Genomic DNA, 15,068 nt, shown 5'->3' on the forward strand with positions numbered 1-15,068 from the left:
ATGCGCCGGCAGAACAGGTCGTGGACCACCTCGGTCAGCGGCGCACCCGATAACGCAGGTGAAGCACCCGGTCGCCCTGAATCACCACGTCAGGATCCTCCAACAGGTGCTGCGCGTGGACCGACCCGAAGTAGCGCTTGCCGGACCCGAACACGACGGGTACGACGTCCATGCGCACCTCGTCGATCAGGCCCGCGGCAAGCACCTGGCCACCGACGTCGCCGGCGGCGACCTCGACCACGCGGTCACCCGCGAGCTCCCGCGCCTTCGCCATGGCCGCCTCGACGCCGTCGACGAAGTGGAACGGCGCCTCGGGGTCCCAGCCCTCGGGCCCCGGCCGGTGCGTCACGACGACCACGTGGTCGATCCCGCCCGGCGGCTTCCCGCCCCAGCCGTCCGTCAGGTCGAAGACGTGGCGGCCGACGATCGTGACTCCGATCCGGTCCCAGTACGGCCGGGTGTAGTCGTAGGACGTCTGCGACACCTTCAGCTCGCCGCTCTCGTCCAACGGGACGTCACCGCTGGACAACCAGTCGAACAGCGGTCCGGGCTGGTCGTTCTCGTCCGCGACGAAGCCGTCCACCGACACCGAGCTGTACATGACCACCTTGCCCACGGGGGCTCTCCTCTGCGTCGGGGTGCCCCAAATTAGCGTGTCGTGAGCTGTCGCTCCGGTAAGAACGCGATCGGCCGGCAGCGGTCGGCCGTATCAGTACACGTCACGCACGTACCGCTTCTCGGCCGTGAGCTGCTTGACGTACGCGGCGGCGCCGTCCTGGGTGTGGCCGCCGTGGGTGACCGCGATGTCCCGCAGGGCCTGGTCGACGTCCTTGGCCATGCGGGAGGCGTCCCCGCACACGTAAAGGTGCGCCCCGTCGCGGAGCCAGGACCACAGTTGGGGACCGCGCTCGCGCATCCGGTCCTGGACGTAGACCTTCGCCCGCTGGTCGCGGGAGAAGGCCGTGTCCAGGCGGCTGAGGGTGCCGTCGGCGAGGAACGCGTCCAGCTCGTCCTCGTAGTAGAAGTCGGTGGCCCGGTGCTGCTCGCCGAAGAACAGCCAGTTGGGCGCGCGGTGGCCGAGCGCGCGCCGCTCGTTCAGGAAGCCCATGAAGGGCGCGATCCCGGTGCCGGGGCCGACCATCACCATGGGGGTGCCGGGGTCGGCCGGCGGCCTGAACCTCGGGGAGGGCTGGACGAAGACCGGGACCGGTGTGCCGGGGGGCGCGTCGGCGAGAAAGGGCGAGCAGACGCCCTGGCGCGGTCGCCCGCCGGGGTTCTCGTAGCGGACGACGGAGACCGTGAGCGACACGAGGTGGGGGTCGGTCAGCGGGCTGGAGGATATGGAGTACAGCCGGGGCTGGAGCGGCTTCAGCATGTCGGCCCACTCCTGGGCGTCGGCCCGTACGGGGTGTTCGGCGATGAGGTCGACCGCCTGGCGGCCCCAGGACCACTGGGCCAGTTCGTCCTTGTTGTCGGGGCGCAGCAGCTTCTTCAGAACCCGGTCGTGGGTGCGTTCGGCGACGAAGCGCAGCAGCCCGGGAGTGATCCGTGTGATGTCCAGATGCCGGTGCAGCGCGTCGTGGAAGGGGATCTCCCCGGCGCCTTCCAGGCGCACGGAGGCGTCGGGCGCGAGTCCGGTGGTGGCCAGCCATTCCGTCACGAGATCGGGGGAGTTGACGGGGCGCACGCCGAGGGCGTCGCCGGCCTGGTAGAGGAGCGGGGTCTCGCTGTCGCTGGTGTCGAAGGTGAAGCGCCGGACCTCCTTGCCCGCGCCGGGCAGGCTGAGGAGCTGGTTCCCGACGAGCCGGGCCGTGACGGGGTCCGGCTTCTTCGGTGCCGCGGCGGACGGCGGTCGCGGGGGAGCGGGCGCCACCGGGGTGGCCGGCGTCCCCAGCGTGGCCGGTTCGGAGGCGTCGGTCAGGGAGGCGAGGACCTGGTCGAGCCAGGCCGTGGCCGAGGGCCCGTAGTCGGGTTCGCAGTCCGTGCGCGGGGCGAGGCGTACGGCCCCGAGTTCGTCGAGGCGCTGGTCGAGGCGGCGGCCGTGTCCGCAGAAGTCGTCGTAGGAGGAGTCGCCGAACGCGAGGACGGCGTAGCGCAGACCGTCCAGGCGAGGTGTGTCGGGGGCGGCCAGGGCATCCCAGAAACCCGAGCCGTTGTCGGGCGCGTCACCGTCCCCGAAGGTGCTGGTGATCAGGAGGACGTCGGCGCCGGCGGGCAGTTCTCCCGGGTGGGCGTCGTCCATGTCGACCAGCGTGGCCTTGTGCCCCGTGGTGGTGAGCCGGTCGGCGGCGGCCGTGGCGAACTCCTCGGCATTGCCCGTCTGCGAGGCCCACAGGACGACGACCTCCCGGACGGGTCCGGAGGGCGCCGGGGCCGGTGCCGGTGTTCCCGGAGCGGCCCGGGAGTACATGCCGGCCAGCACGCCGTTCACCCACAGGGCGTGCTCGGGGCGGAACGGGGCGCCCGGAGGCAGTACCGGCACGCCGGGAGCGCCCGATTCGAGACCGGCGAGGAAGCCGATCAGGTACTGCCGCTCGTGCTCGGCCAGGACCGGCGGTGGGGCGGACGCGAGTCCGAAGACACCGGCGGGGCCGGCGGGCGGGACAGGCCCCCCGGACAGGGCGGCCACCGCGACGGCCGGGAGCGCGTCGGCCCCGGGCCCGGCTGTCGCCGTGATCGTCGCCGTCGCCGTCGCCGCGACCGCGGCCATGTGCGGCGCCGTCACCGACACCGGCGTCGCCACCCTGGTCAGGGACACCGCGCACACCTTGAACTCCGGCTGGAAGGACAGCGGGTCCACGGCGTCGCTGGTGACGGCGTTGACACTCAGGTACTCACCGAACAGGTCGTTCCAGTGGAAGGGCGCGAAACAGCAGCCCGGCCGGACCCGGTCGGTCACCACCGCGGGCAGCACCGCCCGGCCGCGCCGCGAGGCCACCTCCACCGAGTCGCCCTCGGCGACCCCGAGCGCGGCGGCGTCCTCCGGGTGCAGCTCCACGAAGGGCCCGGGGTTGAGCTTGTTGAGCTTGGCGACCCTGCCCGTCTTGGTGAGGGTGTGCCACTGGTGCTGCACCCGGCCGGTGTTCAGGACGTACGGGTAGTCGTCGTCCGGCATCTCGGCGGGAGGCAGATGCGGTCGGGCGTGGAACACCGCGCGGCCGCTCGCCGTAGGGAAGACCGGACCCCCACCGTGTCCGTCCACGTAGCGGATGGGGTTGCGGTCGGGGCCGTCCTCCCGCGCGGCGGGCCACTGCACCGGGGTGGAACGCAGCCGCTCGTAGCTGACGCCCCGCAGGTCGTAGCCGGTCTCCGGGTTGTGGGCGCGCTTGATCTCCTCGAAGACCTCTTCCGCGCTGTCGTAGGTGAAACCCCGCTCGTAGCCCATCGCGCGGGCGACGGCGGCGATGATCCGCCAGTCCGCCGTGGCCTCCCCCGGGGGATCCGCCGCGGGCCGGGCGAGGGTCACATTGCGTTCGCTGTTGACGAGGACGCCCTCGGTCTCGGTCCACAGCGCTCCCGGCAGGACGACGTCTGCGTACGCGTTGGTCTCCGTCTCGGCGAAGACGTCCTGGGCGACGACGAACTCCGCCCGCTCCAGACCCTCGATCACGGTCCTGCGGTTGGCCACGGAGGCCACGGGGTTCGTACAGATGATCCAGCAGGCCTTGATGTCCCCGTCGGCCATCCGCCGGAACATGTCGACGGTGCCCTGGCCGGCCCCGTCCGCGCGGATGGTGCCGGGGGCCAGCTCCCACAGCTCCTCGACGAAGGCCCGGTCCTCCGCGACCAGGACCGACCGCTGGCCGGGCAGTCCCGGACCCATGTACCCCATCTCCCGGCCGCCCATGGCGTTGGGCTGGCCGGTCAGCGAGAAGGGGCCGCTGCCGGGCCGGCAGATCGCGCCCGTCGCCAGGTGCAGATTCACCAGCGCGTTGGTGTTCCAGGTGCCGTGCGTGGACTGGTTGAGTCCCATGGTCCAGCAGCTCGTCCACTCCCCGGCCTCGCCGATGAGCCGGGCCGCCTCGCGGATGTCGTCCTCCGGCACACCCGTGATCCCGGCGACGGCGGCGGGCGGGTAGTCGGCCAGGAACTCCGGCATCGCCTCCCACCCCTCGGTGTGCGCGGCGATGAACGCGGGGTCGGTGTGTCCGTTCTCGTGCAGCAGGTGCAGCAGACCGTTGAGGAGTGCCAGGTCCGTTCCGGGCCGCACCGGCAGGAACAGGTGCGCCTTGTCGGCGGTCGCGGTGCGCCGGGGGTCGACGACGATCAGTTTGGCGCCGCCCGACTTGACCCGCTCCATCATCCGCAGGAACAGGATCGGATGGCAGTCGGCCATGTTGGAGCCGATCACGAGGAAGACGTCGGCGTGCTCGAAGTCCTGGTACGAGCCGGGCGGGCCGTCCGCGCCCAGCGACAGCTTGTATCCGGTGCCCGCGCTGGCCATGCACAGCCGGGAGTTCGACTCGATCTGGTTGGTCCCGACGAACCCCTTGGCCAGCTTGTTCGCCAGGTACTGGGCCTCCAGGCTCATCTGTCCGGACACGTAGAACGCGAAGGCGTCCGGGCCGTGCTCGTCGATCAGCGCCCGGAGCCGGCGGGCCGTCTCGGCGATCGCCGTGTCCAGCGGCGCGGGCGCGGCCTCCGCTCCCCGCTCGGTCCGTACGAGGGCCGTGGTCAGCCGTCCGGGGGCGGCGAGCATGTCGGCCGTGGTGGCGCCCTTGGTGCACAGACGCCCGAAGTTGGCGGGGTGCGCCTTGTCGCCGGACGCCTTCAGGACCGTACGCCGTCCGTCGGGACCCATCGCGACGTCGAGAACCATCCCGCAGCCGACACCGCAGTACGAGCAGACCGTCCGCACCTGCTGGGTGGTCGTGGTCACGAGCGGCCCTCCGTGTGATCGGTACCTTTCTCCACCGACGCTACGAAGGTCCCATTACGCGGTTGTCACACGGCTCGATCACCGGCGGTTACACGCTCCACACACCGCCACCACGGGGCTTGTGAGGTGGTCCTCCGGGGCGTGGCCTGCGGCGATGGCGGGGCACCGGGCACAGGGCCGGGCGCCCCGCCGTCGCCTCAGTAGCCGAAGCTCGACGTGGTGTACGCGCACTCCGTGTAGACGTAGCCCGGCGACAGCTTGGCGGTGTCCGAGGCGGGGGACTTGCCTGTGGCGCTGCGGGACTTGTGCACGAAGTAGGTGGTGCCGACGGGCAGCCGGATGGTCCGCTGCGGGTAGTGCTTGCCGCTGTCGCTGCACGGCTTGAAGCCGATCCCCAGGGTGCTGCCCAGCGAGTACGAGGTGCAGCCCTTGCAGGCCTTGAGGTTGAAGCTCCCCGTCACGGGGCCCGTGTACAGGACCGTGATCTCGTCGGGACTGTCGTTCTTGACCGTGACGGAGATGCTGCCGCCCGAGGCGGTGGTCGGCAGACGCTTCCCGGCCGCGGGCACGGTCTGCGCGACCTCCGCGGCGATGGCGATCTTCTGGGCGCGGGTCCGGTTCTTGTGGTGCGGGTTGTTCTTGGCGAAGTCGGTCATGGTGGTGACGGCGTCGCTGAAGTTCTTGTCCTTGTACTGGTCCAGGCCGCAGGCGTACGCGCCCGTACGCGCGCTTCCCGAGGCCCGGTCGGCGTCCTTGCCGAGGGCGTCGGACAGACCGGCCTCGTCCCCGGGCAGTCCCCGGACCTGGGTGGCGAGGCCGTCGAGCTGCTTCACCGCGGCACAGGGGTCGTCGCCGCCCACCGAGCCGACCGCTTCGTCGACCGCGCTCTTCACGGCGGGTTCGACCTTCCCGGCCTGCGAGGACTTGGGGAAGGTCGACAGAAGCTCGCCGAACTGCGCGGTCCAGCCCGCCTCCCCGCCGCTCAGGGACGCCGCCGCGCACTCGTAGAGCGACGTCGCCAGCCGGTCGTCGGGCCAGTCGGCGAGGTCTCCCACCGCCTTCTTGCCCACGGTGCCGGGCACCGTACGGAGGTACTTCAAGGGCTGTACGGCGGCGCAGTAGTCCTTGCGCGCGTACGGGGCGCCGACGGTGGCGTAGTAGGTCTCGAGCGCTTCGGGCACACGCCGGGCCGCGCGAGAGTCCGGATGGTCGTCACGCAGCGCGCCGTAGGCGGCCAGGGCGCGGCGATAGCCGGCTTCGCCGCTCGCGAAGTCCGACTTCCCGGACTTCTCGACGAGCTCGTCGGCCCGGTCGAGCCGGTCGAGGAGCATCTGCTCCGTCGCCTCGTCACGCGCTCCGTCGTACAGGACCACGCCGGTGGCGGGCACGGCCAGCAGGACGAGGCCGAGCACGGCCGCGGTCAAGGCGCTCGGCAGCAGGGCCAACCGGCTTCGCAGGCCCACGGACGCGCCGTGCGCGGCGGCCAGCACCAGGAAGACGAGGTAGACCACGACGGCCGTTCCGGGGACCCCGTCGGGGTCCGCGGGCAGGGCCACCAGAAGCAGGATCCCCGTCGCGACCCAGCACACGGCCATGAGCGCCCAGCGGCGCACGACGGCGTAACCGAGCCCGAGCCCGCTGAGGTTCAGCAATGCCACCGCGACGGCCCGCCACGGATGAGCCGGACCGGGCGGTGGCGCGGTCGGCATCGGCGGCACGACGAAGCCGTCACGAGCACCTTGACCATCCCAGGACATGACGGTTCCCCCCGTCGATCACGCCTGAAGCTACCTGACTTGTCAGCGTACGGACAGTCAGCCACCCGCGACAGAGCCCGCATCGAGCCGGTACGACCCATCCATCACAGCGGCCGACAGCCGCCCCGCACGTCGCGCCACCTGCCCCTCACCGCGCCGGCCATCGTCAACGACGCCTCGGGCAGGGGTTTCGCATCGTGTTCTGTGTCACGTGGGCCCGACCCGGCCGGTGCCCCGGCTCGGCGCCGACCTGACGGGTGGTTCGTGACCCTGGGCCATGGGCCGGCCGCGTTCCGGCGTCGCCCGATGACCGCGGCCCTGCGCGGGTATCGAGCAACGATGGGGCGTGTGTGGCTGCAGTGGCGCTCCACCTGACGGCCCTCGCTCTCTGGTGAGAGGCGCTCTCGCCGTGTAACGTCGCCGACAGATGTCGTGGTTCGCAGTACCTGCCCGCGCCGTGGTGCGGGCGTTTTGCTGTGCAGTGCCCGAGGACCAGGACGACTACCTCCGGGTTCGCGCGGTGCGGACCCGTCATCGAGTGAGAGGCACTGGCATGGCCAGCGGAACTGTCAAGTGGTTCAACGCCGAAAAGGGCTTCGGTTTCATCGCGCAGGACGGCGGCGGCCCCGACGTCTTCGCGCACTACTCCAACATCAACGCCAGTGGCTTCCGTGAGCTCCAGGAAGGCCAGGCCGTGACGTTCGACATCACGCAGGGCCAGAAGGGCCCGCAGGCGGAGAACATCACCCCCGCCTGATCCCGCGTCACGCCGGCACGGCGCCTCGTCGGACATCCACGATCGAGGCGCCGTGCGGACGGCGGACGACGAAGGCCCGCCGTTCTCCCCAAGAGGGGCGGCCGGGCCGCTTACTGACACGGCGGCAGCCTGCGACACGCCCGCGTGCGGGCATGTACCCGCCCTTTCCGGCGCATCCGGCGCCGATGCTCCGACGGCCCCCGTGGCGGCTGTCCTCCCTCGTCAGCGCCTCACGACCTCGCACGGGTCGTGGCGATGCGCACGACCTGTTGCGGTCCGGCCGTCGGCGACGCTCCCGCCGATGCCCGCTCGGTACGGCGATGATTCCCCCACGGGCTCGACCGTTTCCCCGCCTCCCGGGCCTCCGTCGCGCGGACCCGGATCTCGGATCCCACTCTTTCGCGTCCGACTCTTTCGCGTCCCGCTCTTCCGACGTGTTCCCGAGGCCGTCGCGCAGGCCGGTCCGGACCGGAACGACGTTACTCACTTTCGGGTGACCGCCCGGTTTGCCAGGTTGACGTAGGGGGTGCGCGGCTATGGCGCAAATCCTGTAGGAGTACGGGAGTTGGCGATGATGAGCTGTCACTCATCGCCTTTCGGCAGTTAAAGGGCCGATACAAGTATCTGTAACCGACATGTCCGTAATTCGTAACAGCGGTCGGGTGTCGCCCGTCTTGGACGTGGATGTGCAGCAAGTTATGAGTCCTCGGCCACCGGGCCGGGACTCGCACAGGGTCGCACCGTGCGGGTTCCCCGAAAGGGGCGCCCGCACGGGGTGTGCCGGCTCTCGAACCTTGAGGAGCAATCATGTCCGTTTCCACGTCCGTCACTGCCCGTCGTCTGGCGGCCGCCGTTCTGGCGGCCGGCGCACTGGTCGGCTCGGCGTCCGTGTCGGCCTCGGCGGCCGCCCAGCCGCACGCCGACCGCTCGCACGTCGCCATCAGCAGGGTCCAGAGCGACGCGCCGGGCTTTGACGACCGCTCCGCTCGTTCTCTGAACGCGGAGTGGGTGGAAATCACCAACTCGGGGCGTCGTGGCATCAACCTGGACGGCTGGACGCTGTCGGACCGTGACGGCAACCGCTACACCTTCCACCACTACCGTCTGGGCGGCCGTGCCACGGTCCGGATCCACACCGGCTACGGCCGTGACACCAGCCGTGACCTCTACCAGGACCGCCGCAACGAGGTTTGGGACAACCGTTCCGACGCCGCCACGCTGCGCACCGAGCGCGGCCGCTTCGTCGACAGCGTCTCCTGGGGCCGGCACCACGACCGCGACGACAACCGCGGTCACGGCCGTGACGACCACCGCGGCCACGGCGGCCACTGAACAACCCTGACGGCACGCCCGTTCAGGGCCGGATGATGGTGGATGACCGGCCGAAGGCCGGACGCCGCCGGACCCCGTGATCACTCGGCCCGCCGGACGGCTTCGCTGAGGAAGGCCCGCACCCCACGGTGCGGGCCTTCCGCGTGTCCCGGTGTCTCAGACGGGCCCCATCCCGGTGCCGCCGAGCAGCAGGCTCACATCCACCGCAGCCACGACGACCGCCGTCGCGAACGCCAGCCGCTCCCGGCGCCGTCCCAGCACCGTCCCCGTCACCGCCACCAGGAGGACCAGGGCCAGCGCCGTCACCTCGCGTCGGCCGGGCGGTCCCGGGGGCCCCAGGGCGAGCAGCGCGGACGCGATCACCAGCGGCACCGGAAGCAGCAGCCGCGCACGGTCCGGTCCGAGACGCTGCGGCCACCCCCGTACCCCCGTCGCCAGATCACCGCGGATGTCCGGAAGCACATCGCCCAGATGCGCTCCGATCCCCAGCAGCGCGCCGGCGCCGAGCACCCACCACGGCGGCCACGGATGGCCCGGCAGCCCCAGCCTGACGAAGGCGGGCAGCGCGGCGAACCCCAGCGCGTAGGGCGCCCATGACCAACGGGTCGTCTTGAGCCGCAGGTTGTACGCCCACGCCGCACCGACCGCGGCCAGGTGCACGACCCCCGCCCAGAGGCCCCAGAGGAGCGAGAGGGGTACGCACAGGGCCAAGGCCACGTACGCGGCGGCCCACACCCGGCCCACGCCGATCGCGCCGTCCACGACGGGCTTGCCACGGCGGCCGGCCGCGCTGTCCCGCCGCGCGTCGAACGCGTCGTTGCACCAGCCGACGGACAACTGACCCGCGAGCACCGCGGCCCACACCAGCACACAACCCCCGGGTCCGCGGCCGCTGATCACGGCCAGGGCCGCCGTCAGCGTCGTGACGGCCACGACGGCGCCCGGGTGGCACGCACGGGCCAGACCGGCCGGCAGGCCCCACCCGCGTCCCGCGCTGTCGCCGGCCGTCGTGTGCTCGGGAGTACCCACCCGCCGATGGTAGGAGGCCGCGTCCACGGGGCCGGGGCGCGCCACGGGACGAACGGCCGGACGGGCGATCCCTGGTGGCGCGGCGCCGGTCCGGGGAAGGCCTGTTGGGCAGCCCACCCCAGCCGGTTCGGACGGGAGCCCTATGACGCGGATCGCCGCCGTTCACGGAACCCTCGCGCCGCACCGCTACGACCAGTCCGAGATCACCGACATGGTGGCCCGCAGATGTCTGAGCGACGGAGCCGACCGCCGCGCGCTCGACCGGCTGCACCGCGCCGCGAAGGTCCGCGGCCGCCACATGACACTCCCGCTCGGAGAGTACGAGGCACTGGACGGATTCGGCGCCTCGAACGACGCGTTCATCCAGGCCGCGACGGACATGGGCGCCAAGGCCGTCCGGGAGGCACTGCGGCTGGCCGGTCTGTCCGCGGCCGACGTGGACCTGCTGGTCTTCACCTCCGTCACCGGCATCGCCGCGCCCTCCGTCGACGCCCGGGTGGCGGGCCGCCTCGGCATGAGACCGGACGTCAGACGCGTGCCGATGTTCGGCCTGGGCTGCGCCGGGGGCGCCGCGGGCCTGTCCCTCGTGCACGACTGTCTGCTGGGCCGCCCCGAACAGGTGGCGGTGCTGCTGTCGGTGGAGCTGTGCTCGCTGACCTTCCAGCGCGACGACGCCTCCCCGGCCAACCTGGTCGCCACCGGTCTGTTCGGTGACGGCGCCGCCGCGGTGGTGGCGTGCGGTTCCCGTCGTACGGGCGAGGCCGCGGGCCCCACGATCGTGGACACCCGCAGCCGGCTGTACCCCGACACCAGCCGCATCCTGGGCTGGGAGGTCAAGGACTCGGGCTTCCAGGTCGTTCTGGACGCCGAGATCCCCGACGTGGTGCGCCGTCATCTCGCCGACGACGTCCAGGGGTTCCTGGGTGACCACGGCTTGAAGACGAAGGACGTGAGCGCGTGGGTGTGCCACCCGGGCGGGCCGCAGATCCTGGAGGCCGTCGCCGAGGCGCTCGAACTGCCCGAAGGGGCACTGGATGTGACGTGGCGCCACCTGGCCGACGTGGGCAACCTCTCCTCGTCGTCCGTGCTGCACGTCCTGCGCGACACCCTGGCCGCCCGCCGCCCGCCCGCCGGCACCCCGGGTCTGCTGCTGGCGATGGGACCGGGCTTCGCCTGCGAGATGGTGCTGCTGCGCTGGTAGGCCGCCCGGCGCACGACATGGAACGGTGGGACACGGACACATGGACTGGTACGTACTGCTGGTGGCCGCCGTCGCCGCGGAACGGGTCGGCGAACTCGTCGTCGCCCGTCGCAACGAGCGCTGGAGCAGAGCGCGCGGCGCGATCGAGGCGGGCAGGGGTCACTACCCGGCGATGGTCGCCCTGCACACCGCCCTGCTGCTCGGCTGCCCGGCCGAGGTGTGGCTGGGCGACCGGCCCTTCGTCCCGGCGCTCGGCTGGTCCATGCTGGCCGTGCTCCTGGGAGCCCAGGCCTTGCGCTGGTGGTGCATCGCCACCCTGGGGTTCCGCTGGAACACCCGGGTGATCGTCGTGCCCGGCCTGCCGCTCGTGGCCCGTGGTCCCTACCGGCTGCTGCGGCATCCGAACTACGTCGCGGTCGTCGCGGAGGGAGCGGCCCTCCCGCTGGTGCACACCGCCTGGGTCACGGCGGTCGTCTTCACGCTGGCCAACGCCGTCGTGCTCACGGTGCGCATCCGCTGCGAGAACCGGGCTCTGGCCGGTCCGGCTCCCTCGTTCGGGTCCGTTCCGGCGTGATCGACGTCCTGGTGGCCGGTGGCGGCCCGGCCGGTCTGGCCGCCGCGATCCACAGCGCCCTCGCCGGTCTCGAGGCGGTGGTCGTCGAGCCGCGGACCGCCCCGGTGGACAAGGCCTGCGGGGAGGGCGTCATGCCGAGCGGCGTCGCCGGGCTGCGGGTGCTGGGCGTCGAGCCGGCGGGGAGGGAACTGCGCGGAATCCGGTACGTGGCCGGCGCCGCTCGCGCCGAGGCGTCCTTCCACGGCCCCGGTGGCCTGGGCATCCGCCGTACCGAGCTGCACCGCGCGTTGCACGAGCGCGCGCTCGGCCTCGGGGTACGGATCGTGCCGGGCAGGGTGGGGGAGGTGCGCCAGAGCGCGGACTCCGTCAGCGCCGCGGGTCTCACGGCGCGCTGGCTGATCGCCGCCGACGGACTGCACTCCACCGTCCGCCGCGGTCTGGGGCTGGAACTGCCCGGCGGAGCGCACCGGCGCTACGGACTGCGCCGGCACTACCGAGTCGAGCCCTGGACCGACTTCGTCGAGGTCCACTGGTCCGGCGTCGGCGAGGCCTACGTGACCCCGGTCGCCGACGGCCTGGTCGGCGTCGCGGTCCTCAGCCGGGTCCGGCGCGGATACGACGAGCACCTGCACGACTTCCCGGACCTCACCGCGTCGTTGCGCGCGGCCGGAGCGGGAGCCGGAGCCGGAGCCGGGACCGAAGCGACGGGCGTGCGAGGCGCCGGGCCGCTGCTCCAGCGGGTGCGCCGCAGGGTCGCCGGACGCGTCCTGCTGGTCGGCGACGCGGCGGGCTATGTCGACGCCCTCACCGGCGAGGGGATCGCCCTCGGCCTCGCGACGGCCGGTGCCGCCGTCCGTTGCCTCGCGGCCGGGCGGGTACGGGAGTACGAGCGGGCGTGGACCCTGCTCACCCGGCGCCACCGCCTGCTGACCGGCGTCCTCCTGGCCGCGAGCCGCCACCCCGGCACCGCCCGCCTGGTCGTCCCGACGGCGTCCCGGCTCCCCCCGCTCTTCACCGCCGCGGTCCGCGCGTTGCAGTAGCGGGGCGGAGCGCCCGTATCCGAGGTTCGGGATCCGGCTCCGGCGGGGGCGGCCCACGCGGACTTCGCCGGTGCCGCTGTCCGACCGTCCCGCGCCGGGCCCGTACGCGGGACGGTCCGGTGATCGCTGCATCATCACGAACGAGAGGGGTACTTGCGCGTCACGCCACACCCGTACGAGGAAATGAGGACGTCGTGAGCGAGCCCCGCCCGCAGGGCCCCGGGACCGGTCGGGGGCCGATGCCGAAGCCCGTACCGAGGGACCTTCCCGATCAGCAGGCGGCACCCGACGAGGACCCCTTGGACGTCGTCGGGGTACCCGGTCGGCCGAGTGAGAGCCGCCGGTCCGGGACGCAGCGCGGCGGCGGGGAAGGCGAGGCCGAGGGCGCGGAGAAGCCGGACACCGAGGTCCCCGACACGGACGAGGCGGGCACCGGCCGGAGGGGCGCCCCGCACTCGGGCAGCTCCCGCCCCGAGCACCCGGTCCCGGACGAGCCGACCGCCTGACACCCTCGCGCGCCGCGAGCGCTCCGGCGGGTGACGCGGGGAGCGGCCCGCGATCGTCCGCCCGCCCGCCTCGCGGCCGCCGGGGAGAGCGCGGTGGCCGAGCGACGCCTCGGCATGGTGGCCGAGACCCGGCACGAAGGATGGGCGGGCACACTCCCGCGCATCGCCTGCCCACCGCCCGCGCACTGACCCCGGCGGGCGCGGCGACCGCGGCGCCGGCCGGTGGACGCGGCCGCCCGGGTCGCCGTGATGGGCGGGCTCGCCCCGCCCGGAGGGTCGGTCCGCACCCGCTTCGGCGTCTTCACGGCGGGCATCGCCCCGGCGCAGGACCCCCGATCCACCGTCGTACCCCAGCGGAAAGGAGAGTGACCCGTGGTCACCGTTTCCCTCACCGGAACGTCCAGGGAGGACGCCGCGAGCGTCTTCGACGTACTGCGAACGGCGTTCCCCACCGACCGGAGTCTGGACGTACCCGAGGATCCGCCCGGCTCGCGACCCGCGGTGTGGACCGCGGAGATCGCGCCCGCCGACGACCGCATCCCGACCGGTCCGGCCCCGCTGGAAGGCCCGGTCAGCGCGACGCTGCAGGGCGGCTGCCTCGCCGTGGACCTGCTGCGCGAGGCACTGAACGGAGCGTTCGCCGTGCAGGAGCGGGGGACCGCGTCGGCGGACCAGGAGAAGGAGGTCGACCTGCGGCTCGGGGACAAACGGTAGCCGGGCCGAAGGACACGCCCCCTACTGATCTCCGCGTTCGACCGGAACGGACACCGGCGTCCTCGCCGGCCGGGAATGACGGGACCTGCCCTGGACGGCCGGGTTCGGGGTACCCGGTGTCTCAGCGAAGGCCGGAGCACGCCGCAGTGCCCCGGCCCGAATCGAAGACGGACAGGAGGTGATCACCGTGTCGGACGTACGGGCGCGCAGCGACGGAACAGCCGAGCGGACACGAGGGAACGGATCGGAACCGGTGGGGGAGCTGGTCCAGCGGGCCTCGGAGCAGCTCACCGAACTGGTGCGGGGCGAACTCCGTCTGGCGCAGACGGAGATGAAGGAGAAGGGCAGGCGCTACGGGAAGAGCGGCGGTCTGTTCGGCGGCGCGGGAGTGGTCGGCTTCCTGGCCCTTCAGGCCCTCGTGGCCACCGCGATCGCCGCGCTGGCCGTACCGCTGCCGGTGTGGGCGGCGGCCCTGATCGTCACCGCCGTGCTGGGCGCCGTCGCCACCGCCATGGCGCTGACCGGGAAGAAGCAGGCCGGCCGGGCGGCACCGCCCAAGCCGGAGCAGACGATCGAGAACGTGAAGGCCGACGTCGCCGAGATCAAGAGGAGTGCCCACCGATGAGCGAACCGTCCGACGGCAAGCAGACAACCACGACACCCGGCGAGGTGCGTGAACAGGTCGAGCGGACCCGTGCCGAACTGGGAGAGACGGTCCAGGCACTGGCCGACAAGGCCGATGTCAAGGCCCGTGCGAAGGACAAGGGCGTCGAGGTCAAGGAGCGGACCGTGGAGGTGGCCGGACAGGCCAAGGAGAAGACCGCCGAGGTGGCGGGGCAGGCAGCCGCCAAGGCGGGCGAGCTGAGGGCCAGGGCGTCCAGGGCCGCGCACGCGGTCCAGGACAAGGTGCCCGAGCCGGTCAGGGACCGGGCGGCCCAGGCGGCGGACCAGGTGCGGGACACGGCCGCGAAGGCCGGCGGCGTATGGCAGGAGAAGGCCCCGGAACCGCTGCGGCAGCAGACGGCCCAGGGAGTCCGGCTGGCACGCGAGAACCGGGCGCTGATCCTGGCCGCCGCGAGCGCCGCCGTCCTCGTATGGCTGACCGTTCGCAACCGGAAGGGGTGAACGGCCGGCCGCGCGGAACACTCTCGGGGGCGAGGCGCGGTGCTTTCGCCCGCCGACGAGCCCCGGGCCGTCACGGCCCGGGGCTCGCGCCGGTTCCGAGGTCCCGGGGTTCCCTTGACGCCGATGGGTCCCGTTTGGCCGGTCCGCCGCTGGG

General features: G+C 72.7%; 13 protein-coding genes. 9 read left to right on the plus strand and 4 right to left on the minus strand.

The window, feature by feature from the left end; all coding sequences use genetic code 11:
• Positions 1-34 precede the first annotated feature (34 nt).
• The 3 genes from ACIQ7M_RS18035 to ACIQ7M_RS18045 all read right to left on the minus strand — a co-directional run bounded on the left by ACIQ7M_RS18035 (position 35) and on the right by ACIQ7M_RS18045 (position 6,636).
• On the minus strand, positions 35-616 hold the full coding sequence (locus ACIQ7M_RS18035) for a dihydrofolate reductase family protein (protein ID WP_355774206.1): 582 nt from the start codon (positions 614-616) through the stop codon (positions 35-37).
• Between the two features lie 93 nt (positions 617-709).
• A complete protein-coding gene (locus tag ACIQ7M_RS18040) occupies positions 710-4,819 on the minus strand; it encodes a molybdopterin-dependent oxidoreductase (protein ID WP_403645897.1) in 4,110 nt (1,369 codons plus the stop codon).
• Positions 4,820-5,076: 257 nt separating this feature from the next.
• Positions 5,077-6,636, minus strand: a complete 1,560-nt coding sequence (locus tag ACIQ7M_RS18045) for a hypothetical protein (RefSeq protein ID WP_403645020.1) — start codon at positions 6,634-6,636, stop codon at positions 5,077-5,079.
• Between the two features lie 553 nt (positions 6,637-7,189).
• On the opposite strand from ACIQ7M_RS18045, the gene ACIQ7M_RS18050 reads away from it, so the two are divergent.
• Together ACIQ7M_RS18050 and ACIQ7M_RS18055 are read left to right on the plus strand one after the other, a co-directional pair.
• The gene (locus ACIQ7M_RS18050; protein WP_037751662.1) at positions 7,190-7,393 is read left to right on the plus strand and encodes a cold-shock protein; all 204 of its coding nucleotides are present in this window, start codon (positions 7,190-7,192) and stop codon (positions 7,391-7,393) included.
• Positions 7,394-8,200: 807 nt separating this feature from the next.
• Positions 8,201-8,725: a lamin tail domain-containing protein gene (locus ACIQ7M_RS18055; RefSeq protein WP_403645023.1), complete on the plus strand. Its 525-nt coding sequence runs from the start codon at positions 8,201-8,203 to the stop codon at positions 8,723-8,725.
• A gap of 156 nt (positions 8,726-8,881) precedes the next feature.
• Here ACIQ7M_RS18055 and ACIQ7M_RS18060 read toward each other — a convergent pair whose 3' ends face one another.
• Positions 8,882-9,754 carry a UbiA family prenyltransferase gene (locus tag ACIQ7M_RS18060; protein WP_355775415.1) on the minus strand — a complete coding sequence of 291 codons (873 nt, stop codon included), beginning with the start codon at positions 9,752-9,754 and terminating at the stop codon, positions 8,882-8,884.
• A gap of 142 nt (positions 9,755-9,896) precedes the next feature.
• On the opposite strand from ACIQ7M_RS18060, the gene ACIQ7M_RS18065 reads away from it, so the two are divergent.
• The 7 genes from ACIQ7M_RS18065 (at position 9,897) to ACIQ7M_RS18095 (ending at position 14,914) form a co-directional block, all read left to right on the plus strand.
• Positions 9,897-10,955 (plus strand): type III polyketide synthase, encoded by a 1,059-nt coding sequence (locus ACIQ7M_RS18065; RefSeq protein WP_403645026.1) that lies wholly within the window; start codon positions 9,897-9,899, stop codon positions 10,953-10,955.
• A gap of 40 nt (positions 10,956-10,995) precedes the next feature.
• A complete protein-coding gene (locus ACIQ7M_RS18070; protein WP_386976952.1) occupies positions 10,996-11,529 on the plus strand; it encodes an isoprenylcysteine carboxyl methyltransferase family protein in 534 nt (177 codons plus the stop codon).
• The gene (locus ACIQ7M_RS18075; protein ID WP_403645030.1) at positions 11,526-12,569 is read left to right on the plus strand and encodes an NAD(P)/FAD-dependent oxidoreductase; all 1,044 of its coding nucleotides are present in this window, start codon (positions 11,526-11,528) and stop codon (positions 12,567-12,569) included. Before ACIQ7M_RS18070 ends, ACIQ7M_RS18075 begins: the two co-directional genes overlap by 4 nt.
• Before the next feature lie 194 nt (positions 12,570-12,763).
• Positions 12,764-13,075: a hypothetical protein gene (locus ACIQ7M_RS18080; RefSeq protein ID WP_403645033.1), complete on the plus strand. Its 312-nt coding sequence runs from the start codon at positions 12,764-12,766 to the stop codon at positions 13,073-13,075.
• Between the two features lie 372 nt (positions 13,076-13,447).
• A complete protein-coding gene (locus ACIQ7M_RS18085; protein ID WP_403645036.1) occupies positions 13,448-13,789 on the plus strand; it encodes a hypothetical protein in 342 nt (113 codons plus the stop codon).
• Positions 13,790-14,042: 253 nt separating this feature from the next.
• Positions 14,043-14,414 (plus strand): phage holin family protein, encoded by a 372-nt coding sequence (locus tag ACIQ7M_RS18090; RefSeq protein ID WP_403645900.1) that lies wholly within the window; start codon positions 14,043-14,045, stop codon positions 14,412-14,414.
• Positions 14,411-14,914, plus strand: coding sequence for a DUF3618 domain-containing protein (locus tag ACIQ7M_RS18095; protein ID WP_403645039.1), 504 nt, complete (start codon positions 14,411-14,413; stop codon positions 14,912-14,914). Before ACIQ7M_RS18090 ends, ACIQ7M_RS18095 begins: the two co-directional genes overlap by 4 nt.
• Positions 14,915-15,068: the final 154 nt, after the last annotated feature.

The sequence above is a fragment of the Streptomyces sp. NPDC096324 genome, assembly GCF_044763015.1.
GTDB lineage: Bacteria > Actinomycetota > Actinomycetes > Streptomycetales > Streptomycetaceae > Streptomyces.

What these genes read in the sequence shown, in the direction of transcription:
- ACIQ7M_RS18040 (WP_403645897.1), bottom strand. Translation starts at nt 4,819, where the DNA reads ATGGTTCTCGACGTCGCGATGGGTCCCGACGGACGGCGTACGGTCCTG.
- ACIQ7M_RS18045 (WP_403645020.1), bottom strand. Translation starts at nt 6,636, where the DNA reads ATGTCCTGGGATGGTCAAGGTGCTCGTGACGGCTTCGTCGTGCCGCCG.
- ACIQ7M_RS18050 (WP_037751662.1), top strand. Translation starts at nt 7,190, where the DNA reads ATGGCCAGCGGAACTGTCAAGTGGTTCAACGCCGAAAAGGGCTTCGGT.
- ACIQ7M_RS18055 (WP_403645023.1), top strand. Translation starts at nt 8,201, where the DNA reads ATGTCCGTTTCCACGTCCGTCACTGCCCGTCGTCTGGCGGCCGCCGTT.
- ACIQ7M_RS18065 (WP_403645026.1), top strand. Translation starts at nt 9,897, where the DNA reads ATGACGCGGATCGCCGCCGTTCACGGAACCCTCGCGCCGCACCGCTAC.
- ACIQ7M_RS18070 (WP_386976952.1), top strand. Translation starts at nt 10,996, where the DNA reads ATGGACTGGTACGTACTGCTGGTGGCCGCCGTCGCCGCGGAACGGGTC.
- ACIQ7M_RS18095 (WP_403645039.1), top strand. Translation starts at nt 14,411, where the DNA reads ATGAGCGAACCGTCCGACGGCAAGCAGACAACCACGACACCCGGCGAG.